At 58.5% G+C, this 24,198-nt stretch carries 22 protein-coding genes and 1 tRNA gene; 9 read left to right on the forward strand and 14 right to left on the reverse strand.

The window, feature by feature from the left end; all coding sequences use genetic code 11:
• The coding region (locus tag EIK79_RS18405) for a hypothetical protein (protein WP_221621680.1) at positions 1-188 on the forward strand (188 nt) is incomplete at its 5' end.
• A 435-nt stretch (positions 189-623) separates the two neighbouring features.
• Here the strand turns inward: EIK79_RS18405 and EIK79_RS04375 are convergent.
• Positions 624-1,679, reverse strand: coding sequence for a glucose 1-dehydrogenase (locus tag EIK79_RS04375; RefSeq protein ID WP_124953924.1), 1,056 nt, complete (start codon positions 1,677-1,679; stop codon positions 624-626).
• Positions 1,680-1,775: 96 nt separating this feature from the next.
• On the opposite strand from EIK79_RS04375, the gene EIK79_RS04380 reads away from it, so the two are divergent.
• From EIK79_RS04380 to EIK79_RS04390, 3 genes are all read left to right on the forward strand, one after another.
• Positions 1,776-2,696 carry a dihydrodipicolinate synthase family protein gene (locus EIK79_RS04380; protein WP_124953925.1) on the forward strand — a complete coding sequence of 307 codons (921 nt, stop codon included), beginning with the start codon at positions 1,776-1,778 and terminating at the stop codon, positions 2,694-2,696.
• 37 nt (positions 2,697-2,733) lie between these two features.
• Entirely contained in the window at positions 2,734-3,972 is a 1,239-nt protein-coding gene (locus EIK79_RS04385; RefSeq protein WP_124953926.1) for a mandelate racemase/muconate lactonizing enzyme family protein, read from the forward strand.
• Positions 3,973-4,086: 114 nt separating this feature from the next.
• Positions 4,087-5,331, forward strand: a complete 1,245-nt coding sequence (locus tag EIK79_RS04390) for an AI-2E family transporter (protein WP_124953927.1) — start codon at positions 4,087-4,089, stop codon at positions 5,329-5,331.
• 14 nt (positions 5,332-5,345) lie between these two features.
• Here EIK79_RS04390 and EIK79_RS04395 read toward each other — a convergent pair whose 3' ends face one another.
• Positions 5,346-7,121 (reverse strand): ArnT family glycosyltransferase, encoded by a 1,776-nt coding sequence (locus EIK79_RS04395; protein ID WP_124953928.1) that lies wholly within the window; start codon positions 7,119-7,121, stop codon positions 5,346-5,348.
• Positions 7,122-7,286: 165 nt separating this feature from the next.
• Here EIK79_RS04395 and ilvA point away from each other — a divergent pair, with 165 nt between their 5' ends.
• A complete protein-coding gene (gene ilvA / locus EIK79_RS04400; RefSeq protein ID WP_124953929.1) occupies positions 7,287-8,501 on the forward strand; it encodes a threonine ammonia-lyase in 1,215 nt (404 codons plus the stop codon).
• Between the two features lie 244 nt (positions 8,502-8,745).
• Here the strand turns inward: ilvA and msrA are convergent, their stop codons facing one another.
• The 5 genes from msrA to EIK79_RS04425 all read right to left on the reverse strand — a co-directional run bounded on the left by msrA (position 8,746) and on the right by EIK79_RS04425 (position 13,686).
• On the reverse strand, positions 8,746-9,276 hold the full coding sequence (gene msrA, locus EIK79_RS04405; RefSeq protein ID WP_124953930.1) for a peptide-methionine (S)-S-oxide reductase MsrA: 531 nt from the start codon (positions 9,274-9,276) through the stop codon (positions 8,746-8,748).
• A gap of 46 nt (positions 9,277-9,322) precedes the next feature.
• Entirely contained in the window at positions 9,323-10,168 is an 846-nt protein-coding gene (locus tag EIK79_RS04410) for an aldo/keto reductase (protein WP_124953931.1), read from the reverse strand.
• A gap of 58 nt (positions 10,169-10,226) precedes the next feature.
• Complete coding sequence (locus EIK79_RS04415; RefSeq protein WP_124953932.1) at positions 10,227-11,009, reverse strand: hypothetical protein; 783 nt, start codon at positions 11,007-11,009, stop codon at positions 10,227-10,229.
• An 838-nt stretch (positions 11,010-11,847) separates the two neighbouring features.
• A complete protein-coding gene (locus EIK79_RS04420; RefSeq protein WP_124953933.1) occupies positions 11,848-12,591 on the reverse strand; it encodes a DNA polymerase sliding clamp in 744 nt (247 codons plus the stop codon).
• Between the two features lie 120 nt (positions 12,592-12,711).
• A complete protein-coding gene (locus EIK79_RS04425) occupies positions 12,712-13,686 on the reverse strand; it encodes an NAD-dependent epimerase/dehydratase family protein (RefSeq protein ID WP_124953934.1) in 975 nt (324 codons plus the stop codon).
• A 77-nt stretch (positions 13,687-13,763) separates the two neighbouring features.
• On the opposite strand from EIK79_RS04425, the gene EIK79_RS04430 reads away from it, so the two are divergent.
• Entirely contained in the window at positions 13,764-14,438 is a 675-nt protein-coding gene (locus tag EIK79_RS04430; RefSeq protein ID WP_124953935.1) for a cob(I)yrinic acid a,c-diamide adenosyltransferase, read from the forward strand.
• 176 nt (positions 14,439-14,614) lie between these two features.
• Entirely contained in the window at positions 14,615-16,144 is a 1,530-nt protein-coding gene (locus EIK79_RS04435) for a cobyric acid synthase (RefSeq protein WP_124953936.1), read from the forward strand.
• Positions 16,145-16,147: 3 nt separating this feature from the next.
• On the opposite strand, the gene EIK79_RS04440 is transcribed toward EIK79_RS04435, so the two are convergent.
• Positions 16,148-16,894, reverse strand: coding sequence for a GNAT family N-acetyltransferase (locus EIK79_RS04440; RefSeq protein WP_124953937.1), 747 nt, complete (start codon positions 16,892-16,894; stop codon positions 16,148-16,150).
• 55 nt (positions 16,895-16,949) lie between these two features.
• Complete coding sequence (locus EIK79_RS04445) at positions 16,950-17,783, reverse strand: phosphosulfolactate synthase (RefSeq protein ID WP_124953938.1); 834 nt, start codon at positions 17,781-17,783, stop codon at positions 16,950-16,952.
• On the opposite strand from EIK79_RS04445, the gene EIK79_RS17940 reads away from it, so the two are divergent.
• A complete protein-coding gene (locus EIK79_RS17940; protein ID WP_185715503.1) occupies positions 17,782-17,922 on the forward strand; it encodes a hypothetical protein in 141 nt (46 codons plus the stop codon). The two genes, EIK79_RS04445 and EIK79_RS17940, sit on opposite strands and share 2 nt — an antisense overlap.
• A gap of 11 nt (positions 17,923-17,933) precedes the next feature.
• Here the strand turns inward: EIK79_RS17940 and EIK79_RS04450 are convergent, their stop codons facing one another.
• The 5 genes from EIK79_RS04450 to EIK79_RS04465 all read right to left on the reverse strand — a co-directional run bounded on the left by EIK79_RS04450 (position 17,934) and on the right by EIK79_RS04465 (position 23,332).
• Positions 17,934-19,289, reverse strand: coding sequence for an MmgE/PrpD family protein (locus tag EIK79_RS04450; protein ID WP_124953939.1), 1,356 nt, complete (start codon positions 19,287-19,289; stop codon positions 17,934-17,936).
• A gap of 240 nt (positions 19,290-19,529) precedes the next feature.
• On the reverse strand, positions 19,530-20,897 hold the full coding sequence (locus tag EIK79_RS04455; protein WP_124953940.1) for an adenosylhomocysteinase: 1,368 nt from the start codon (positions 20,895-20,897) through the stop codon (positions 19,530-19,532).
• 235 nt (positions 20,898-21,132) lie between these two features.
• Complete coding sequence (locus tag EIK79_RS04460; protein WP_124953941.1) at positions 21,133-22,548, reverse strand: ATP-binding protein; 1,416 nt, start codon at positions 22,546-22,548, stop codon at positions 21,133-21,135.
• Positions 22,549-22,753: 205 nt separating this feature from the next.
• Positions 22,754-23,022 (reverse strand) — tRNA-Trp (locus tag EIK79_RS17945).
• A gap of 76 nt (positions 23,023-23,098) precedes the next feature.
• Positions 23,099-23,332, reverse strand: coding sequence for a DUF5795 family protein (locus EIK79_RS04465; protein WP_124953942.1), 234 nt, complete (start codon positions 23,330-23,332; stop codon positions 23,099-23,101).
• Positions 23,333-23,471: 139 nt separating this feature from the next.
• On the opposite strand from EIK79_RS04465, the gene EIK79_RS04470 reads away from it, so the two are divergent.
• Positions 23,472-24,173 carry a sterol carrier protein gene (locus EIK79_RS04470; RefSeq protein ID WP_124953943.1) on the forward strand — a complete coding sequence of 234 codons (702 nt, stop codon included), beginning with the start codon at positions 23,472-23,474 and terminating at the stop codon, positions 24,171-24,173.
• Positions 24,174-24,198: the final 25 nt, after the last annotated feature.

Raw genomic sequence — 24,198 nt, forward strand, 5'->3', positions numbered from 1 at the left:
CTACCCGAGCGGAAAAAAGGTGGGTCATCGACGACCCTCCAGCAATGGACACCCCACCCGATGCGCGTGCCGCGACCGAATCGGACGGCCACAGTTTTGACAGCGCGTACGCTGTTCGTATTTCTGATACGATTCGACACCGTTACATGTCTCTGCTTCGTTCCCAGTCATGGGTTTCTCTGTCGTGAGAACCCTGCGTCGGGTGGCCCAATCACCCGGCGCGTTCAACATGAACGCACACGCCCCATGGCGCACGCAAGCGTTCTCATCTATCGTTCCTTGCCCCATCACACATAAAGGTACTGATGTAATGAATAATGTTGTGTCATACCAACAACTCGTTCGTCAGTAGATGCTCGTAGGATGACACTGAGTCACTGGCAGTAGCTGTTACCAATGCGTCAGTAACTCATATCGTTCATCTGCGCGCCGGTCAAGTTTGTGCAACACCGGGGGGCACTTCTGTAAACACATCGTGCACGGTCGCGGAGCGTTACGGAAGCGGAGGCGGTCGCGGAAGCGGAGCGGGCGAGGTCACTCACCGCGAGCGCCAGCGAGCGGCTTTTTCCCCATGTTTTTTGCGTGGGGGGTGCGCAAAGCGCACCCCCCACGCAAAAAAGTGGCTAGAACTCAACAGCCGTTTTGATGGTGTGGTCGTCGGCAGAGAAAGCGCGTTCAAAAGCGTCAACGCCGACCACATCGGTCACGAGATCGTCAAGGAACCACTCCGGAAGCGATTCGAGCGTTTCGACAGCGTGCTCGAAATGTGTTCGCCCGGAGTTGACAGTGCCAACGAGCGCCTTATTGTGTAACACGAGTTCCTCGTGGAGCGTTCCGCCGTCAATCTCGAACTCGTGAGAGCTTGGAACACCGACGAGCGCGCCCACACCGTTGGGTGCGAGTGCCTCAACAGTCTCGAAGGCGTGGGGCGCGTGGCCCGTCGCCTCAAACACCAGATCCATCGGCTCATACCCATCTGCAACGCGATCGACGGGCGTTTCTCGGGAATCGACGTACGTCGCGCCGAGCGACTCGATGATGTCGATCGTCGGATCGGGTCTGTCACGCCGGCCGAGACAGTACGTACGATCAAACCCGCTCTGATCTAACATAGCAAGCGTCAGCAGTCCGAGCGAGCCGTTGCCCAACACGAGCGCGCTTTCGGGCGTCCACTCGAACGCAGCCCGTGCGGCGAGCGCGTGTTCGAGCGCCTTCTCCGTGATGCTCACCGGTTCAATCAAAAATCCATACTGCGCCACCGTCTCGGGAACCGAAACGAGATACTCGGGACGACTCGTGAAATACTCACACATGTATCCGTGTGCGCCAACGATGCCCCGCTCGTGGTACTGCCCCGTCGGTGCCATGTCCGGCTCGTCGCGCTGGAAATACTCGTTTTCGGCTCCCGGTGGGCGTCGAACCATCGGGACGACCGTCTCACCCGCCGTAAGCTCAGTTCCGTTCGGATCCTCAACCACACCGACCGCTTCGTGTCCCAACACGAGATAGTCGTCGTCGTCGGGTGAAACACCGTGCTCACCGGCAATGACCTCGTGATCCGTCCCGTCAATCCCAGCGCGCAACACGCGGATGAGCGCCTCCTCCGACGCCGGTGTCGGCCGTGGAACGTCGATCAGTTCGGGCGCATCCCCATTATCGTACACCGCAATGGCATCCATCTGTCCGTCCTCCTTGAAAATACTTATTCTATTTCGAGTTAAAGCTTTGTGTGAAGACGGGAGGGCTTACATGCCTTCCCGAAGAGGGAACACACGATGTCAGCACACGCACCAGCGCCCGGAGCGGACGATCCACTCGCGCTTCAGGGCGTCATCCCACCGACGATAACGGCGTTTACCGAGGACGAATCAGTCGATCCGAAGACGACGGCCGCCCACGCTCGGTTCGTCGTCGATCGTGGCGTACACGGCGTCTTTCCGCTCGGAACCAACGGGGAGTTCACCCTGTTGACGCCCGACGAACGCACGCGGGTGATCGAAGCAGTCGTCACCGAGATCGACGGCGAGGTTCCGGTGATCGCGGGAGTCGGTGCGCCAAGCACGCACGAGACCATCGATCACGCAAAGCAGGCCGCAAACGTAGGAGTAGACGGGCTGGTCGTCGTCACGCCCTACTACTACCCGATCGATGACGAAGGGGCCGTCGAACATTACCGACGGGTGGCACAGTCGACATCGCTACCGGTGTACGTCTACCACATTCCGAGCAAAACTGGAAACGCCCTGTCACGGGAGACGCTCATCGAAATTGCCGAACTCGATGGGATCGCAGGCATAAAGGACTCCAGCAAAGACGTGCCGTTGCTCGGTCAAGTCGTCGCTGACGCACCGAACGCGAGCTTCTTCGCGGGGTCGGATTCCCTGCTCGTTCCGGGGCTGAATCTTGGCTGTTGCGGGCTCGTCAGCGCCGTGGCGAACGCCTTCCCGGAACTCGTCGTTGAGTTGTACGACGCCTACGACGACGGCGACGAAGAGCGGGCGCAGGCGCTCCAAGAAACAGTGTTCGAAGTTCGGCGCGCATTCAAACAAGGGCCGTATCTCGCCGGTGTCAAAAGCGCGCTCTCGCTTCGCGGTTTCGACAGCGGCCCGCTTCGCAGTCCGCTCCGCCGAATGAGCGACGCTGAGGAGACAACGCTGGCCGAAGAACTGGAGCGACTGGAACTCCTGAGCCGTTAATCACAATAATTTACTACGGTACGAGTGAACGGGGGGTATGGGAGGAAAGTACAACGCGCTCCGGGATCCGAACGCGGAGTATACGATGCGGGATCTGTCGGCGGAAACGATGGGTGTGACACGTTCGCGTGGTGGATCGCGCGACATCGAGATCACCGACGTGCAAACAGCGATGGTCGACGGCAATTTCCCGTGGACGCTCGTGCGCGTCTACACCGACGCGGGGATCGTCGGAACGGGTGAAGCGTACTGGGGAGCGGGTGTACCGGAACTGATCGAGCGGATGAAGCCGTTTCTCATCGGTGAAAATCCCTTAGACATCGACCGACTGTACGAGCATCTGGTTCAGAAGATGTCCGGCGAGGGATCGATCGCAGGCGTGACGGTGACAGCGATCTCCGGCATCGAGATCGCGCTGCACGATCTCGCCGGGAAAGCGGTAGACCTGCCCGCCTACCAGCTACTGGGCGGGAAATACCGGGACGCGGTTCGGGTGTACTGTGACTGTCACGCTGGCGATGAGTCTGAACCGGAGTCCTGCGCTGAGGAGGCAGAACGTGTCGTTGAAGAATTGGGATACGACGCGCTGAAGTTCGATCTCGACGTTCCGAGCGGCCACGAGAAGGACCGCGCTAACCGGCATCTCAGTGATCCGGAAATCGAACACAAAGCCGAGATCGTTCGAACAGTCACCGAACGCGTTGGTGACCGGGCAGACGTGGCCTTCGACTGTCACTGGTCGTTTTCGGGAGGAAGCGCCAAGCGGCTTGCGCGCGCCATCGAAGACTGTGACGTGTGGTGGCTCGAAGATCCGGTCCCCCCCGAGAACCACGACGTTCAACGCACTGTAACACAGGACACGACAGTCCCGATCACAGCCGGAGAAAACGTCTACCGAAAGCACGGACAGCGCCGACTCATCGAGGAGCAGGCGGTCGATATCCTCGCGCCGGATCTTCCCAAGGTGGGTGGTATGCGAGAAACCCGGAAGATCGCGGACCTAGCCGACACGTACTACGTTCCGATCGCCCTGCACAACGTCGCCTCACCAGTTGCGACGATGGCCGCTGCACACGTCGGCACGGCCATCCCGAACGCGCTCGCCGTCGAATACCACTCCTATGAACTCCCGTGGTGGTCGGAGATGGTCGAGGAGACCGTGATCGAGAACGGCGAGATCGAACTCAATGAACAGCCCGGTCTCGGCGTGACGCTGGATCTCGACGTGGTTGCTGACCATCTCGTCGAGGGTGAAACGATGTTTGACGAAGTGTAACGCCGAACAGATAGCCAGCACGACTGACACCTATCGCGTCTCACAGTTCCTCGGTCGGTGACGGGAGCCGTATCAGGCCGGAAAGAATTTGTATTATTCGAAATAAGTGGGCGTATGGATTGTCGACCGCTGTTCATCGAACGGCGATCTCGGTTGGCGTGGTGGGCGTTCACACTCCTGTTGGGAGGGATTCTCGCGTATATTATCATCACATATCTCGGTGCGTTCGTGCTCGGGGTGTTCATCTACTACGCAACCCGACCGATCTACGAACAGTTCGCTGATCGGATGCCATATCCGAACGTCGGGGTAACGATCGCGCTGTTGACGATCTCACTGCCGGTACTCGTGTTGATCGGCTACACCCTCGCGGTTGCGCTCAGCCAGTTCATCGGCGTTGCCCCGGACATCGGCCCGTACCGTGATTTGGTATCTCCGTATCTCAATCTTCCACCAGTGCAGTCGCCCCAAGACGTGATTTCTCTTGTCACGAGCGATCCCCAGCAACTGAGAGAGATCGTTTCAGTCGGGACTATCGAACAACTGCTCGGATCGATAGGGGCGTACCTCGGAATGATCGCTTCGGGACTGTTCAAAGCGTTCATCGCGCTTGCCGTCGCGTTCTATCTCCTTCGGGATGACCACAAGCTCGCCGGATGGGTACAGTCCGCACTGAGTCGAGACAACGATACACTCGTCGCATACGGGCAGGCTGTCGATCAGGATCTGAAGATCGTCTTTTTCGGTAACATTCTGAACGCGTTCGTGGTCGCCGTGACGGCGTTGTTCGCGTACAACGCACTCAATCTCATCGCTCCCCCCGGCGGAGCGATCCCCTCTCCGACGCTGCTCGGCCTGTTAACCGGTGCGGCGAGTCTGATTCCCGTTATCGGCATGAAAATCGTCTACGTCCCCGTCGCGGTGTATCTCGGTGTCGTCGCCGGCACGACCGAACTCCGACTCGTGTGGTTTCCGGCCGTATTCTTGCTTGTCTCAGTGCTCTTGCTCGATGGACTCACAGAGCTGATACTCCGGCCGTACATCTCCGGGCGAAACCTCCACGTCGGACTCGTGCTGTTCGCCTACATCCTCGGTCCCCTCATGTTCGGCTGGTATGGGTTGTTCTTCGGCCCGCTCATCCTCGTGTTGATCGTTCACCTCGCTCGGATCGTGTTGCCAGAGCTCATCCACGGTGAACCACTCACTCCCTCTGCCGTCGGGAGAGATCCCATTCCGAACCCCGATCCAGCGGGCAGTGGTCCGGACGCAACACCGAGCGAAGAATCAGGATCGGAGGAGCCAGTCACCGATTCCGATCAGTCCAGTGAACCGGATAACAGCGACCACGAAAAAAGATAGCGATCAGTCGCGGATCAGCGAACGAGACACGGCTCGGTCCGTCGCAGGATGAGGGTGTACTGGTCGGGACCGACTTCCTGTTCGTCACCGTACTGTGTGATCTGGGGCACGATTCCATTCCGAATGGCGTCCTTCACAGAGCCCGGATTCGATGGACGGGCCACGTAGTTGTCCGGTCGCTGGCCGAACTCGGCAACGATCTCGTATTGAGAGTCGGGAGAAAGCAGCGTTTGGAGGTACATCCTTCGGCTCGGGCTATTTCGGGCGTACGTATCCGGATTGAGATAAAAGAGATCCCGGTAGCCAAGCTGGATGTACTCTGGACAGCGAATGTTTCGATCACGGATATCGTGTCCAGCAGCGACGGGGGAATAGATCTCCATCTCGTGTGGGACTGCTGTGTCTTGTAGATCGCGGCGGTACGTTTCCATCGTCGCGTTCTCGGGTGCGTTTTGCTCCAGCCACGCTGTCGCCTCATCACGGGGTTGTGTGGCGTAGCCGAGATCACCGACGACGGCGTAAGCACCGCCGGTCACCAGGAGAACGGCGATCACGGGACGGGCGATCCGTGGGGACCGGTCTGTCAAGCGCGAGAGGGTCACTCCGAGCAGGACCGCTAAGAACGAAAACGTCGGGAGAAGATGGTGAACACGCAGGTCATGCCACGTGGAAAACAGTAAGAGGTACGAACCGAGTCCGACCAACAGCAAGAGAGTTCCGCTGGATTCCATCGATCGCTTGCGCAGTCGGGGAAGACTCGCCACCACGCTGGAGGCGCTGGCGACAAACAACACGAGACCGAGTCCGTTGAGATAGTTCCGAAGATACCACCACAAGATCGATGCACCCGGTCCGTGGTAGCGCTGGGGACCGACCGTTGCTCCATGCAACACCCGACCGGCGAGCGGACCCACGCCTGAGACGAGCACAATCGGGAAGCCAACGAGGACCGTCACCGCTCCCAGTGCTGCGCCGCCCACGAGCAATTTCGGCCGCGTGAGCACGTCAATCGCGTCATCCACGTGGCGCGCACGCAGAAGATACGCAGCGCCGATGAGGAGAACGATCGGGCCTGCCGTGAGCTTGAACGCGAGCGCTACGCCACCAGACACACAGCCGGACAGAAACGCCACAGTGTCCCCTGTTTCTACGTACCGGAGCACGAGATAGAGAGCGAGCAAAATGAAAAACAGCGCTGGCATGTCCTCACCGCCCTCGTGAGCGACGACGAGAAAGCCGTAGGTGAGCGTCAGCACTGTCGCTGACAGCCGACCGGCCAGTCGATCACGGAGGAGCGCCCCGATCCGATAGGTGAGATACACCGATCCGACTGCTAAAGCGACTGATGTCAACCGAACGATCGCCAACACCAGTGTCCAGAACCATTCAGGCGTTTCGTGCCAAACGTTCCAGAAACCAAACGTCGGATCGGGATGATCGAACGCAACAACGATGTCGAGACCGCCGACGAGTACCGTCACTACTATGACCGGCAGAAGAGCGATAGCGTACAGATAGAACGTCGCCGCGAACGGGACCCGGCCCCAACTGATCCCATCTCGCAGCGACTCAATCCCAGGATCATTGAGAAACGTGCCGTACGCCACCAACACGTCAAAGACCCGATCACGTTCGTCTCGTGTAGCGAAGTTTGGAATGCGGTGCCAAAACCAGAAGCCGGCTAAAACCGCTGCCACCCCTAAAATGTACAGGAGATGTGGATCCGACCGTATATCATCAACTACCTGTTGCTTCGCCCGAGCTGATAACTCATAGAGAGACTGTAGCATACGTCTGTATCGACCACAGGTTGAAACGTGACGAGGAGACATATCAATCATCGGTATCTGTCTCCGCTGCCGCGTTCTTTCTGTTAGCTGATATAGCTCGCCGTGTCCCATTTCGTTTCGAGCAATATTTGTTAGTGGGCGGCGGTGTGTTTCGTGTGCTATCCCATGCCGACAGTGACGCTCTCTGACGTTCGTGCAGCCCGCAAACGGTGTGGCGACGAGTCGGTCGTTCGTGAGACGCCGCTCGATCAGAGTCGCTCGTTGAGCGATCTGTCTGGGGCGGATGTCCATTTGAAGATGGAGCATCTCCAACGAACAGGGTCGTTCAAAACGCGCGGCGCGTACAACAAGCTCGTTCAGATCGCAGACAGTTGCGAGAAGGTGGTCGCGGCGAGCGCCGGCAACCACGCCCAAGGCGTCGCGCTGGCAGCGACAACGGTCGGACTGGACGCCACTATTGTGATGCCCGAAAACGCGCCCCAAACGAAGATCAATGCCACGCGAGGGTACGGGGCCGAAGTGGCACTTGAAGGCCGGGACTTCCAGGCAGCACTGGAACACGCCCAAACCCTGACCGAAGAAACCGACGCAGTGTTCATCCACGCCTACGACGATCCGGCCATCGTCGCCGGTCAGGGAACACTCGGATTAGAGATCCACGAGGCGCTTGCGGCGGTCGATACGGTGATCGTGCCGATCGGTGGTGGTGGGCTGATCGGCGGCGTCGCAACGGCGTTGAAGGCACTCGATCCGGATATCCGCGTCGTCGGTGTCCAAGCCAAAGAGGCGGCTACCGTTCCCGAAAGCCTCGACAAGGGGCTTCCAGTCGATATCGACCATCCCCGAACGATTGCCGACGGGATCGCGACCGGCGGGATATCAGAACTGACGCTGTCGCTCATCGAGGACCACGTCGATGAGATCGTGCTCGTCAACGACGAACAGATCGCAAACGCCACGCTTATTCTCCTCGAACGGACCAAGCAGCTCGTTGAAGGAGCCGCAGCGGCTTCGGTCGCGGCACTGCTCTCGGACGATCTCGACGCGGCCGGCGAGACCGTCGTTCCGGTGTTGGGCGGGGGCAACATCGACATCTCCCTGCTCCAGACGGTACTCACCCACGCGCTGACCGATCGGTCACAGCTCCTCCGGTTTCGCGTGCGGATCGACGATCAGCCGGGGACGATGGGGGAACTGTCCTCGGTCATCGGGAACCTCGGTGCGAACATCAGATCCGTCCGCCACGACCGGGCTGTCGAGGATCTCCACGTCGGAGAGGCGTATCTCGTGTTCCAGATCACCACCAACGGGACTGGCCACGCGCAAAACATCATCGAAGCTATCGAAGACCGGGGCTACCCGGTCGAACGAATGGCATAAGCAGCGATCGCTCGTCACGGTTTCGAGAGATCGGCCATGACGGTTATCACTGTATCTCCCCCACGTACAACTGCCCTGTACGCCCCGGACGATCCCCGTGGCCCCGAACGACTGGCCTGTCTGCATGGTCGATGCACACCGGATCACCACACCTCGGCCGCGCCTGATCTGATCTCCGAATCTGTACAGGGCGTCTATTTATCGAACCACCACAACACCGGGAGACGGAGCGAAAACGGAGCGGTTAGTGTTGTTGGACGTTCGTCTCGAACTGCTGTCTGACTTTCTCTACTTTTGGCTGTGCGTGCGCCTGGCAGTAGGCGTCAGAGGGATTCTTTTCGAAATAGTCCTGATGATACTCCTCTGCCGGCCAGAACTGTTCGAGCGGTTCCAGTTCGGTCACGACGTCGTCGTCGTGTTCGGCGTCGAGCGCATCGATGTACGCCTCGGCCGTCGTCCGCTGCTCCGCGTCGTGATACAGCACGATCGATCGATACTGGGTGCCGATATCTGGTCCCTGTCGGTTGCGCTGAGTCGGGTCGTGCGTCCGAAAGAACGCCTCAAGCAGCTCGTCGTACGAGCGCACACTCGGGTCGTATTCGACTTGCACGACCTCGGCGTGGCCGGTCTCGCCGGAACAGACCGCTTCGTAAGTAGGATCGTCTACGTGTCCACCAGCGTATCCCGACGTGACCGACTCGACGCCGTCGAGTACTTTCATCGCGGCTTCAGTACACCAGAAACAGCCGCCACCGAACGTTGCATGGTCGGTCATACCGTTCGTAGTGCACCGAGCGGTATGTATGTGGCGCGCGGGTGCGTCACTCACGCAACTGTCGCAGTTCTGTATCGGTCAGTTCGATCTCCGCAGCGGCGACGTTCTCTTCGAGGTGGTCGACGCTCGCGGTACCGGGAATCGGAAGAATCACCGGCGAATGATGGAGCAACCACGCGAGCGCGATCTGGTGTGGTGTCGCGTCGTGTGCCTCGGCCACCGTTCGGAGCGCGTCGGTGTCCTCACCGACTGAGCCCGCGTCCATGGGTGCCCACGGGATGAATCCGATGCCCGCCTCCTCACAGGCGTTGAGGACGTCTTCGTCGTCGCGCGTCGTGATATTGTACTCGTTTTGGACGGTTGCGATCTCCGTGATCTCTCGCGCTTGATCGAGTTGTTCGACAGTGACGTTGCTCACGCCGAGATGCTCGATTACGCCGTCATCGCGTAGTTCAGCGAGCGCCGTGATTGAATCCTCGAAAGACACGTCGGGATCCGGTCGGTGGTACTGGTACAGATCGATCGTCTCGACACCGAGACGGTCGCGGCTACACAACACCGCGTTGCGGAGGTAGTCTGGATCGCCACAAGGAAGCCAGTCGCCGTCCCGGTTCCGGAGGAGACCGCCCTTCGTGGCGATCACAACCTCCTCAGGATACGGATGGAGCGTCTCGCGTATGAGCCGCTCGCTCACACCTGGTCCATACGAGTCGGCCGTATCGATGAGATCGATACCGAGATCAATCGCGCGCCGAAGCACCGCCTTCGCGGCGTTCTCGTCCGTCGGCGGTCCAATGATCTTCTCACCTGTGAGTCGCATCGCACCAAAGCCGAGTCGGTGAACGGTCAGTTCCCCACCGATGTCGAACGTCGTCGGAGTGGTATCAGCCATACCATGGGCAACGGCGGACACGAAGTAAGAGGTTGTGACATCATACTGAACGACAGGTTCATCGCCATTCGTTGAGTCGCGCACGGATCTCGTATCCCGTGATCGATCCGTTGGCTCCGGTCGTGATCCGTCGTAACCGCTCCCGTCGACCGCCGAGCTGTGTGACATCCTCGGCAGTGAGGCGCTCCCCTCGGTAGCGGTTGTAGCTGCCGATCCACGCGGGCTGGTCGACGCCGCTCTCGTCGATGACGTGTTCGTAATCAAGCGCAACAACGTTTCCAGACTGTGAAACACCGATCTGACCCGCACCGTCAAGCCCGAGTCCCAACCCGGCGTCGTCGAGTTGTTGCTCAAACATCGAAACGCGGCGTTCGTACGCCTCCCGTTGTTGTGTCTGAGAGGGATCCGTCGAACCCTGCGGATGGTCGTATCCGATCGTCTCGACTTCCTCCATCACGAGCCACCGATAATCCTCAGCGTGAGCGATGACGGAAGCGAACAGATCCGTCACGCCCCGTTCTTCGGCCTGCTTCCAGATCGTTGCTTCGACCCAGTTTCCCATCTCCGTGTGAGGAGTGTCGGCGTCCACATCGAATTCGATCTTGAGAACGTAGTCACAGGACCCCTGAACGATCGGCTCACCGTTTAACTGCGCTGGCAGCCGTCCAGCAACCCGGTTTCCCGACCCGACGCTCCACCCGAACCCATACAGGGCCGTGAGCCGCTTCCACTCCTCGTACGGACGGCTGTCCGTTGTGTATAACTCCTCGGTAAGGCGATCGCACAGTGCTCGTCCACGATCCGTGAGTATCGAGTTCGATTCCGACGATGGCACTGGCATCGGTGATAACAACCCAGATGTCCTGTTGACCATCTATCGTATCAATGAATCGGTTTACGAGCGAGACAGATCCGCCAACCGCCGTCAGAAACCATTACCCGCCAGAAACCGTCACAGCTTCGAATACGCTACATGGGGAGTGTTGGAAACGGATACCATCAAGTTCCTCCGGATTAGCTACGAGTCGTTAGGCAGAAGGCTTATACCAGCACCATTCCTATCTTTAGATACGATCATCAGGATAGTATTTACAGTACACAAACTATCTGGTGATCAGATCGAGGGGATCCAGGATGAGCGTTATCGATCGAATCAGTGATGCTTTTTTCGATAAAGAGCACCGTCAGGGTCCCTATGCCTGTCAGAGTTGCGATCGTCGGTTTTCACTTCAGTACCAGGTTTGTCCCGAATGTGGTGGCTACGCGATCGAGCGCGTCGATTGGTCGGAGCATATTAAAAATAAGTGACACCCGTCTCGCCGGTTCGTTCTTCTCCAACCGGTGGCGGACTCGACCAGAACGGTAGAAACGATTATGCCGATCGCTGTGGTATAGAAGGACATGGTGGAGGAACCCATGCTAAAAGAGATGCCGCGATGTCTCAACTGTGGCTTTGAAGCCCCACACGATGGTGGAGAATGGGACTCCGCCCAAGTCCCCCCACTCGGTGATCTCATGCGTTGCCCCAAATGTGGTAGTACCAACATTCTTGGGAGCTGGTGACACCGGGCGAACACTATCGACCCGTAGGCACAACTACTGTACTCGTTTTCGCAGGTCCCAAACACCGTGAGACGTGAGTTCAATCGCCGTTTGCTGCCGTATGTTACGACAGGTGGTTAATTGCCTTGGATACGGGGGGCAAGCACGAAAGTAACGGACCCGTCTCCAGCCGCGATATCGAAATGGAGATTGACGGGAAATTCTTCACCGAGTTCGACGCTCACTTCGGCGTCGTTCGGAATCGCCTTGTTCATCTCTTTGAGGTAATCGAGGCTGAATAGCGAGTGGGCGTCTCCAGCAGAGAGCGTAATGAGTTCGTCGCGGTCAAGTTCGAAATGCACGTCATCGGTGTCGCCCTCTGCGTCAACGTAGAAATACTCCGCGTCGGCGTCGACGCCGAGTGCGATGTGGTCGGACACCATATCCGCGGCTGTCACCGCCCGGTCAATATCCCGGCCTTCGACACCGATCGTGGCGGGCAGATCAAGATCCGGAAGATCTGGCTCCTGTCGAATGGAATCGGGATCGATGAGCGCCAGCGTGTACTCCAATCCATCGATCTGGATGTGGAGCTTTCGCGTCGTCTCATCGAGTTCCAAGTGGATCAGGTCATCCGCGTTGGCCATGCCAGCGATGTCCTCAAGCCGGGTGAGGTTGACTCCGATCGTCTCTCCGTCCGTCTCGTAGGATTCGAACGCGCTCGTATCGAGCCGTAGGTTCACCATCCCGGCGTTAGCGGGATCGACCGCACGGATGGTAGCGCCCTCCTCGTCGAGTCGGATCTTACACTCATCAACCAACACGCTCACCGAGTCGAGTGCTGCCAACAGCGTCCCCGAACTCACGATAGCCGTGAACATGGATGGCGATTCACCTCGACGGGTTAAAAAACGATTCATTCGACCAATTCAGGAAGGCTGACCGACATCCCGACAGTCGGTGTCCTCCCATCGTTTCACGATGATTTAATCAGCACACTATTAAGAAGAGACCGTTTCAAGCACCCGGCGCTCCTGCGTTCGGTCAGGACCTTGGTCGATCGTCTGGGCGGTAGCGACAACGCGATCAACAGTAGTCGTAACCGTCTTCGGGATCGGTGTCGCCTCCCAGCCGATCGATTCGAGTTTGTGGGTGTCGAGAACGTGTGGATACTCGCGGTAGAGCGGGAAATCTGACGGTTCGAGAGAGACCGTGGCGAGTTCGCGCTCGCTTACTTCAACCGATTCGACACTCGTTCCGAGCGTGTCAGCGATGAGTTCAATCCATTCTGTGAGCACCGGAAGCGTGTGGGTGCCGACGTTGTAGGCGGTGCCAGCGTCGCCGCGTTCGGCGATCGCTCTGATGGCACTAGCCACATCGCCCACGTATACGAGATGCCGCAGCGCGGTGTAGGGGACGACGATGCGGTCGTACGCCTGAACCCGGTCGATCCAGTACGCAAAACGGTTGGTGTAGTCGTATGGACCGTAGACGATCGGCGGCCGGACGCTCATCGCACGAACACCTCGGTCGCCGGCCGCAAAGACAGCTCGATCTCCCTGTGCCTTCCGGGGACCGTACGTCTCCCAAGAATCGTCAGTCGCCTGTTCAGGAGTGCACGCACACAGCGGTGTCTCATCCTCGCGCTTGGGGATTACCTCCTCACCGTACGCTGCGCCGCTCGAAACGTACACGTACGCGTCGGTGTTGGCGAAGATCTCCGTCGCTGACCGAACATTTTCCGGATGGTAGGCCGCACAGTCAACCACCACGTCTGGTTTGATCTGTCTGCGCGCACGGTCGAGTGCGTCCTGGTCTGTCCGGTCGCCGGTGACGTGAACGACATCCTCCGTAATGAACGGGTTGTCGTGGCGGCCCCGGTTGAAGATCGCAACGTCGTATCCGTGATCTCGAAACTCACGAACGGTGTGACGACCGATGAACCGCGTTCCACCGATGATGAGCGCTGTATCCATGGTCTACGTATCACCGCCCAGCCAATGGATGTACTGATGTGCGGTACACATTTCTTTGATCACGACCGACCACAGCCATGTCCGACGATCAACTGTCACGCACCCCCGGCGAAGGGAAAAAACCGACGGCACAGCCGATCGAGGCCGATGCTCCCGCGGAGTTCGGACTTGTTCAGGCGTGGTGGGGTGACGGCAAGGGAAAAACGACCGCTGCGCTCGGGATGGGACTGCGCGCCATCGGCCACGGCTACCGGGTTCACGTCCTCCAGTTCATGAAAGGCGGCGTCTCTAGCGTTGAATCTGTTCGTGGTGAGTACAATGCCATCGCTGCGCTGCCCGGCTTCAGCTACGAAAACCTCGGTCACTACGGTTGGCACGCCCTGAACGACGGCACCGACGACCGCGACCACGAAACGGAGGCCGTCGCCGGTTACGAACGCGCAACTGAGCTGATCGAGACGATCCGCGAAGCGAACCTCTCCCAACCGCTCGAACTCGACGCTCCACCAGAACAGGGCGTTCACATGCTCGTGCTCGACGAACTACTGTACGCCACGGAGCGTGACCTCGTCGCAGCCGCGGACGTGATAGAGCTCATCGAAACCAAACCTGACGACCTCGAACTCGTGCTCACCGGTGGCCACGAACGTCCCGACTTCCTCGAAACCCACGCAGACCTGATCACCCATGTCGAGAAAGATATTCATCCGTTTGATTCTGGATACAGAGGACGACAAGGAACCGAATATTAATAAATAAATTTGTATAATACAGTCGAAAATTTATATACTACACATAACGATCGGATAGAAAACGAAACATTAATTGTGGCAGCGTTAACGAATTGCGGTGGAGGACAAGGCGGCGCACGCTCCCTTTGTTCCTCTCGCGCCCGGTCTAGGGTACGGGGCGACGCACGCTCAACCCCATGACTCACACGCTCCTCGTCGCGGGAACAGCGAGCCACGTTGGAAAGACGACTATCGTGGTAGGGCTTTGTCGCCTGTTCGCATCCTTCGACACCCCCGTCGCTCCGTTCAAGGCCCAAAACATGTCGAACAACGCCCACGTAGTGCCAACGCCGTCGGGGGGGATGGGAGAGATCGGTGTTTCTCAGTACGTACAAGCACGCGCAGGCGATGTACACCCGACGACGGACGTGAATCCCGTGTTGTTAAAGCCACGCGGAGATGGGGATTCACAGCTGGTGATCAACGGACAGGCGGTCGGCCATTATGAGGCGGGTGAGTATTACGCCGAGCACTGGGACCGCGCTCGGTCGGCGGCACGAACGTCATGGGAACGATTGTCCGAGGAACACGAGTACGTTGTCGCGGAGGGAGCCGGATCGATCGCGGAGATCAACCTCCATCACCGTGATCTTGCGAACGTCGAGACCGCCCGGTTCGCTGACGCTGACATTCTTCTCGTCGGGGATATCGAACGCGGCGGCGTCTTTGGCAGCCTCGTGGGAACGCTATCGCTGTTGCCCGATGATCTTCGAGAGCGGGTCGTCGGCTGTCTTATCACGAAATTCCGAGGGGATCGGTCGCTGCTCGCGCCGGGGATCGAAGCGTTTGAACAACGAACGGGCGTCCCTGTTCTCGGTGTGCTCCCCTACGACGATCCGGGGCTTCCCGAGGAAGACAGCGTGGCGTTACCCCCAGAAACCGAGCGCGCCACGGTCGGGACCGACGACGGCGTCCCAGAGACGGAATCAGTTACGATCGCCGTTCCCCGCCTCCCTCGGATTTCGAACTTCACCGACCTCACGCCGTTAGAACGCACGCCGGGCGTTCGAGTGACGTATCTCCCGCTTTCGGCGGGCAAACAGCTCGCAGCTGCCGATGGAGTCGTCGTTCCGGGGACCAAAAACACGGTCGATGACTGTCTCGCGCTCCGGTCGAATGGATTTGACGCGTCACTCCGCGCGTTCGATGGACCGGTCGTCGGGATCTGTGGCGGATATCAGCTCTTAGGCGAACGGCTCACGAACGCCGCGGTTGAGGCAACTGGTTCCATCGATGTGGTTGAGGGGGTCGGGATGCTTCCCACTGAAACGCGGTTTTCGACCGAAAAACACGTCGAGCCAGTGAACCGAACGATCCATGGCTGTGGCCCGCTTGACGGAGCCACCGGAACGATCACCGGTTACGAGATCCACATGGGAGAGACGACGCTGCTTTCCCCCGTCGATCGACCGTTCGACGGCGCGGGAGCGGCAACCGATCGGGTGCTCGGAACGTACGTCCACGGACTGTTCGAGAACCGATCGGTTCGGGCGGCGTTTCTCGACAGCGTGTTCACCCACGCCGACCTTGATCGGTCTGAAGCCGACGAACCAGTGAGACGGGTGGATCTGGAGGCGGCGTGCGACCGGGCAGCCGATCTCATCCGTGAGTACGTTGATCTCGAACCGCTCGGCCTTCCCACCAGAGGACCGAACGATGTGTATTAACGGCTACAGATACGCGTCGTCCCAGTCGTCTGGTCGGTGAACGTTTCCACATTCCGTACACTTGATCCGGTCCAGTTCATCAGCCGCCTGGGCGGTCGAACCACAGTTTGAGCAGTAGTAGCCGTACTGTTCGTCGTAGCTCTCGTCGTTGTACAACGGGTAGAAGGGAGCAGCGTCACCTGGAATCGCTTCGTCTGCAAGGAACCGTTCCTCGCCGTCCGCTTCGATCGTCGAGGGAACATCTCGGGGTTCGGCTGGAGCCGTCGCACCCGTATCTTCAGCGATCGGCGCGTAGATGTGCTCTCGCCAGCTCTCGCCACCGAACTCGGTATCTCGCTGATCGATTCGTTCGTAGCCAAACCGTTCAGCGAAGCCGTCACCTTCGGTGTTGCTGGCAAGGATTCGAACGTGCACGTCGGTTGCCCCTCGATCGAGAAGCGTCTCGCGCGTCCATTCGAACAGCTCCGTACCCGCATGTTGTCCGCGCTCTTCGGGATGAACGTGGAGCCACAACAGTTCCCCCGTGTCGTCCGTGATCGTTCCCTCTGCAAATCCCACGACGGATTCGTCGGTCTCAGCAACCCCGATCACGTGCTCATCGAGTCGATCTTCTAGCACCCCCACATCGAACCACTCTTCCACGATAATGTCGATTGCGGTTGGACTAACCGCGTATGACGCCTGTGTCGACTGTTGTGCGATGTCGTAGATCTTCGTGGTGTCTGCCTCGGTTGCGGTGCGGATATTCATAGTGACTTTGGACAGCAGCGGGAATAAGCGTACACTCGATCTGACGCTCAACGCGTTAGGCCCCACTATCGTAGGACGTGACACGTCCCCACGTCGATTTTTTACCCCACAGTCCGGATCGGAGGCACTCACACTCGACAATCTGAGAGTTGTCGATGAACATGTTCACGTTGGGACCGAAGTTCTTGATGTACCATTCGAACATCTCCGGACCGGGCGCTTCGAACACGCAGTTTTCAAGCCCTAGCTCGGTGGCGATCTGATAGGCAACATCAGTCCGCCAATCGGTCACGTTCTCGGTAATACCCTCGGCTTCAACCATCAACTTGTACGCGCCGGCATCAAGGTGACGCTTCCCTTCTTCGATCGCCAGCGCGGGATCTTGCTGGGTCTCTTCTAACAGTTCTTCCTCGCTGGAGGCACCGCCAGCACCGAACTGAACGTTGATCTCGGGTTTGGCCTTCAGTCCGTGATCAACGACCAGTTCGGTGAGCGCAACCACGTCGTCGACATCGATGGCGAGAAAGCCCGAGGAGATCTCCACGATGTCGAAGCCGAGTTCCCCTGCCTCCGCAACGTAGTCCTCAACGTGGGCGTTGTCCGCGACGAGCACGTGTTCGATGAACCCACCAGTCGAGACCTCGACATCGAACTCGTGGCACGTCTCGATCAGTTCGGTTACTGCGTCTTCGGGCATCAACGCGAACGAACCGCCCGAAAACTTGTAGATATCCACGTAGTGCCCCATCGTTTCGAGGATGTCGCGCAACTCGCGTGGTCCCATCGGATCGTAGTACGGCCCACGGATCTCCGTGATGCCGTTCTCTCGGGGCTTGTCGGGACGGTCGTTCACCCGGAGAAAATCGAACGCTCGGTTGTCTACTGGCATGCAAACAGTAGCCACAGTTGCCAGCCACTTATCGGTTGACCGGGAGTACGCAAGCAGAGATGACCCTGTTCGAACAAAGGGCCTTGCTGTTGTCACAGCGGTCACTGTCTCCGAACGGAATGACGGCGTTCACGCATGACAGCAGCTGTATTATCGCTCTAACAATCGAGTGAGATCGCGTACGTCGTGTTCCTCAAGCGTTCGTACGGTGTCGATGATCTCCTGTTGCCGAGACTGGTCGTACCGACCGTCAGTCATAGTGGTGAATTTCTCTTCGATCTGCTCCCACGACATCGGGTTGTTCGGGTGACCGCTGAAATCGCCCGTTTCGGCGCGGTGAGTGGTGCCATCCTCCAGTTCCACAGCAATCCGAGCGGGCATCTCCCCCCGTTCGAAGCGCTCTGTGAATTCCTCATCTTCTTCGACTGTAACGGTTCGCAACAGCGTTTGGACATCGTCACGGGTGATGCGCTCGGACTCGTACGCGTCATTGGTCAACTGGCGATCAATGAGCGCAGCAGCGAGCATGTACGGCAGCGAGTGATCGGCCTGAGCTTTCGTTTCGACTTCATAGCGCGATCCCTCACCACCGCCGATGATGAGCTTCGCACCCGCGAACGTGTCGAGGTGGATAGATTCGACCGTTTCCGGGTCGATATCATGGCTCTCAGCGAGTTCGATGATCGCCTCGACAGCGGATTGGGCGTACGTTTCTGCCACGTAGCGTTTGGTCATCGTGTCGAAGACGCGTTCACACTCCGGATCGAGAGAGACATCGAACGCGCCGCTAATGATCTGCTTCCACCCTTTTTGGCCTTCGAACAGGTTCGTCGGACCCTCCATCCCGTGGGCCGCGAGCACCACCGAGTACACCGCGTTCCGGGCGGCGTTCGCGCTGGCGATCCCTTTCCACTCGTTGATGCCGCCGGTTCTGGTCACCCGGAGCGCGTTGTGTGCGGTACCAGCGATCCCGATGGCGTTGCGTAACTGTTCCCGATTGAGCTCCCGAACCACGCCCGCGCCCGTCGCCGCCGACAACACTGTATGGGTCACGTGGTCGTAGCCACGGTCCCGAACAGGGGCGTTCCACGCCAGTTCGCCCTGCACCTCGTAGGCGACGCCGATGCCCGCGAGCAGCTCGCGGCCGGTGCGATCGGCAGCTTCAGCACACGCGATCACGCTGCCGATGTTATCACTGGGATGAGGTGTCTCCCCCGGCGCGAGAAACGAATCCATGTAATCGAGATACCGGGTGAGTGCGGTGTTGTACATCGCGGCTCCGACCGGCGAGGCGGTACGGTCGGTCCCCCACAGCCGGCACGGTCCGTCGGACTCCAGTTCGGTGCAGGTCGCACGCACGCTGTCGATCGCGTCGGCCCCCAACGCACCAACCGCGATCCCGATCGAATCGAGCACGCGCTTTTTCAACTCCTCGCGCACGTCCTCGGACAGCTCCTTGTAGCTGACAGACAGCGCAAAATCAGCGAGCTCCGCGGTTGTCGTCATACACGATACGTTACGTGGACACCGGATAAGCGCGTGGCCGGCATACTCACAGGCGCTCTGAGCCAAGACCGAAACCGAACAGTATCAGACACCTTCTGTCCGAAATCGTTTGCACGTCACACCAATCGGGGATGCATCGAGATCGTCGTCTGTCCGTGTTGGGATATTTCAATCACAGCCGATTCTCTCGTGGTGCCGGGCATCTGCCGTATACCGGACCCACTATCACTTTAATGGTCGTCAGGTTCCGTGTTGCCAGCTACTCACGTACTCCCGTTGTTCTTCAGAGAGATCGTCAGTAGTGATGTTTTCGGCGTCGAGTTTGATGCTGGCGACTTCCCGATCGAGCACGTCGGGCACCTCGTGAACGCCAGCATCGTAGCTGTGGTTGGCGACGGCCTGCGAGCCGTTAGCGCGTCCGAACCGGTCCCGGATCGCTGTCAGCAACCGATCGGGAAGCCCGGTTTCGTGTGCACCGACGAGTTCTCGGACACAGACCGCTTGGACGCCGAAACTCTGATCCATCACTTCAGCCGGATGGCCGAGCGCGCGCGGACCAGCGAGATTGACGAGCCGACCTTCCGCGAGCACGTTCAGTCGGCGGCCGTCCGGTAGCTCGTACTCCTGAACCCCATCTCGAACGTCGGTTACCGAGGTGGCCAACTCGGAAAGATCATCGAGGTTCACTTCCACGTCGAAATGGCCTGCGTTGGCGAGCACAACGCCGTCGTTCATCCGCTCGAAATGCTCGTGCGTGATAACGTCCGTATTGCCCGTTGCGGTGAGGAACACGTCGCCCTTCGGCGCGGCTTCACGCATCGACATAACGTCGTACCCCTCCATGTGCGCTTCGAGCGCACGGCGGGGATCGACTTCACAAACGATGACGTGTGCGTTCTGGCCCGCAGCTTTTTTCGCAAGCCCGCGGCCACAGTCGCCGTATCCCGCGACGACGACGGTTTTCCCGGCAAACGAGAGGTTGGTGGTCATGGCGATGTTCGCTAGTGAAGACTCACCCGTCCCGTGGACGTTGTCGAACAGCCGTTTCATCGGCGTGTCGTTCACCGCAAACACCGGATAGTCGAGCGCGTCGTCTGCGTCCATCGCACGCAGTCGGTTGACGCCTGTCGTCGTCTCCTCACACCCGCCGATGATGCCATCGATCAGTTCCGGATGCTCTTCGTGGATACGGAACACGAGGTCGCCACCGTCGTCAACGGTGATCGTCGGTTCGAGATCAATGACGGATTCGATGGCCGCGTAATAGTCCTCTTCAGGGAGATCGTGTTTCGCATACGACGTGATGTTTTGTTGGGCGTCGAGCGCGGCACTCACGTCGTCGTGGGTCGACAGCGGATTACACCCCGTGATGGCGATCTCCGCACCGCCTGCAGCGAGCGTTTCGACAAGCACGGCCGTTTTGGCCTCGACGTGCATCGCCATCCCGATCCGCTGATCGTCGAACGGTTGGGACGCCTCGAACTCCTCTCGAAGCGTCGCACAGATGGGCATGTGCTGGCGCGCCCAGTCGATCTTCTGGCGTCCGGACTCGACAGCCGCTTCGGGATCGTCGAGCTGGTCGGTGATCTGAGAATATGTCGCGCTCATTGGTGGCCGTTGATTGAGCGGTGGGAAAACGGTATCGAAGCGTGAACTGCACCCGAGGTCAAATCAAAGGAAGGCTTCGATTTCTCGTATCCAGCACATTCGCTCTGCGGCGTGCGAGACCCCGAGGCACTCAGCCCGTTTTTACTGTAGCCGTTTCGAAGCAGTGAGTATACTCGGATCACGTATTGGATGTGAATTCGATCAGCACGAGTTCTACGTTTGTACGGTAGCTCCGCTATCTTCCATGGGTCGTCGTGAGGCTGGTGACGATTTCCTTAGGCGTAAATAGCCGGACATCGTCGCGGTTTTCTGCAAGTTGCGTGAGATCCTCAGAGAACCCGGAGCGACAGAAACAGCAGTACTGATACGTTGGCTCGCCGCCATCAGGTGGTGTCCACTCAATGGTGGCTGCCGTCCGCTCAAGCCGGGCGAGATCACCTTCGGTCATACGACGAGACGTGTACTTACACTCGCCAGCGACGATCGTGCCGTCGGCAGCGAGTCCGACGGCGTCCAGCTCATGCTGTTTGTGCCACCAGTATCCGACTCCCTGGTAGGTTTTCGGGACGAGTTGTGGGAGTGCACGCTGACAGGCGCTCTCGAAGAGTGCACCCATATAGTCAGTGAATTCCGGGGCGACGAGTTGTTCGTAGGCTGTTTCGCCGAGCTGTGCGATCGTTCCTTCTTGGCCGTAGACGAAGCGGAACCAAAACCGGAAGAGTGGTTCGCTCAATCGATAGCGACTTTTCCGGGTGGCATTCGGACTCTCGGTGACCGGGATATCACGGACGATAAGGCGGAGACGGCGAAGCTTCGTCAGATATGATCCGAGACTGTTCGAGTCAACCCCGGCGAAGCCCGCGATTTCATTCGTCTCGCGTTTTCCCTGTGCGAGCGCCCGAAGAATGGTGTAGTAGGTTTGTGGTTCACGGATTCCGAACTCCGTCCGCACGAGAAACTCTGGTTCATCGTGTAACACACCGTGTTCTGAGAGAATGAGAGACTGGATATTCTCCGCTAATGAGCACGTCTGATCGATTGCACGGAGGTAGTAAGGTGTCCCACCGAACACGCTCCACGCCTGTAGAATCGTATCCGCATCATCAGCCGGATAGAAGTGGATCGCGTCACCGATCTGAAGCGGTGGAAGATCGATCGAGTGCGTTCTGCGACCGTACAGTGGACTCCCTCCTCCAAGGACTTTCTCTTCCATAATACTGATCGACGACCCGACGAGAACGAGCGTCGTCGATGTCTCTTCTAAGTGAGTGTCCCAAACGCGTTGGATCTTTGATGGAACTGCATCGTCCGATTGGATGAGATACGGAAACTCGTCAAGGACGACAACCGCATCCTCCCGCCCAAGCGCTCGCAAGAGCGGCTCCCAGTCGTGGCGGATGTCCGCGACATGCGGATACGTTTCGCTTGCTGCGGTCACGAAATCATCGAGTTGTACCTCCGGTGTCTCCTCGGTCGCCTGCCAGTAGACTGCATCATCACGATCACGGATTGACTCACGTGCAAGCGTGCTTTTTCCTAGCCGTCGTCGCCCGTACATCACGATACAGTCCGCTTGATCACGCTCATAGCGAGAGCGAAGTTCCGCAAGATGCTCCGTACGGTTAATGAATGCCGTGTCGGCTCCGGTCATACATCGATCTACACACGCATCAGATAAAACGAGTCCGATAGTAAAATCGTAATTTTACTAATCACGATTTTGCTAATCACGATTTTGGAGCTGGACGGGTAATACATGAAGCGGCTGCATCGCTGAGTGCAGTTTTACGTACAACAGATTCGGTATGAATCCACTCAGACCCCAACACAACCGCTCACAATCGGGTATAATAAAATGGGGACGGAGGGATTTGAACCCCCGATCGACTGATATCTCCGGTTTCGCCTCGGTACTCCAGAGGGTCGTCATCGCGGACGGTGATCAGCCGACCGCTCGGTATATCAGTTCTGGAGTTTCGTCACCGGCCTTCGGCCGGTTGCTTGCGGAACGTTGTTCCGCTCTGTCACCGGACTACGTCCGGTTGCCAACTGAGCTTTGCTCAGCTCAGTCACCGGGCGTGTGACCTCTGGAGTCAGTCGCCATGCCTGGCTTGGCCACGTCCCCGTACCCCCAAGAAGGGCCATCTTCCCTAAAGCGGTTTCGGTTCAGTAGGTGAGTACGTGATCCGACTCGAACGTCGTCACTCCCGATCTGTCGCCTTCCAATCGCAGTCCTGACATTTATAGCCAGTTACGAATTCCATCACTGACGGCATGTATCCAACCGAAACGACGGGACCGCCACACTCCGGACACTCTCGGTCGGCATCCACAATGGCCTCCGCGTCCATCACTGAGCCGTCTTCGATGCGTTCAGCGAGCGATTTCGGCGTCACCATTCGGCCTTGGACAACGCGGTTCTCTTTCTCGGTCATACCAGCACCGTTCGAACTGCTGAAACTAAACCATGTCCGTCCCCCAGAGGCGATCGATCGTGCTGAAAGAACGAGACCCAAATAAATCACCAGCCATCCAAGCCCGTATCCTCATGCCAGTCGCTCACAGAGCACGTCCATGACGAACTGGTTTCCGTCACGCGAATGGCTGACGGCCTACCGCAAGCGACTGAACGAAAACGAGACGTATGAGAAACAAAGCGAAGGGTGGGGCGTCGACTTCGATGGCGGATTCGTCTTCGAGATCACTGATCTTCCCGTCACTGAGACGACCATCGGTGATCTCCCACCGGAGCTTTCGGCTGCGTTTCGTGAACGGCTCGAATCTGTCTCTGCAGCCCGGATCGAGGAGCTAATCGAGGCAGCACCACCCGAGCTTGCCGAGCGGATGAGCGACGTAGCTGCCGACAGTCCGCGAGAGCGATTCATCACCGCGCTGCTAGAGACCGAAATCGAGGACGCACCGGCCGTGACGTGGCCCGATCTCTGTACGGAGATGCCCGACGATCTTGATGATCTCCTTGACCAACTGGAACGATACGTCCACAAGGATACGGTGTATGCGTCGATCGATCTCCATGATGGCGAGTGCCGTGCAACAGAAGTGCTCGAAACGCCGCCCACGGAGGCGACTGGATTCGTTCTCACTGCCCCCTACGGGAAATGGACTGAACTCATCGAAGGCGCTGACGTGATCGAAGCTGTCATGTCACAAGATATGGATCTCGACGGAGATATCACCAACGTCATCATCTATCCCGAAGCCGCACAGGAGATGGGCGACACCGCCGGCAGAATGGAAACGACGTTCCTGTTCTGATACCTTTAAAATATGAATTATCCGT

This window comes from Halocatena pleomorpha, from assembly GCF_003862495.1.
GTDB lineage: Archaea > Halobacteriota > Halobacteria > Halobacteriales > Haloarculaceae > Halocatena > Halocatena pleomorpha.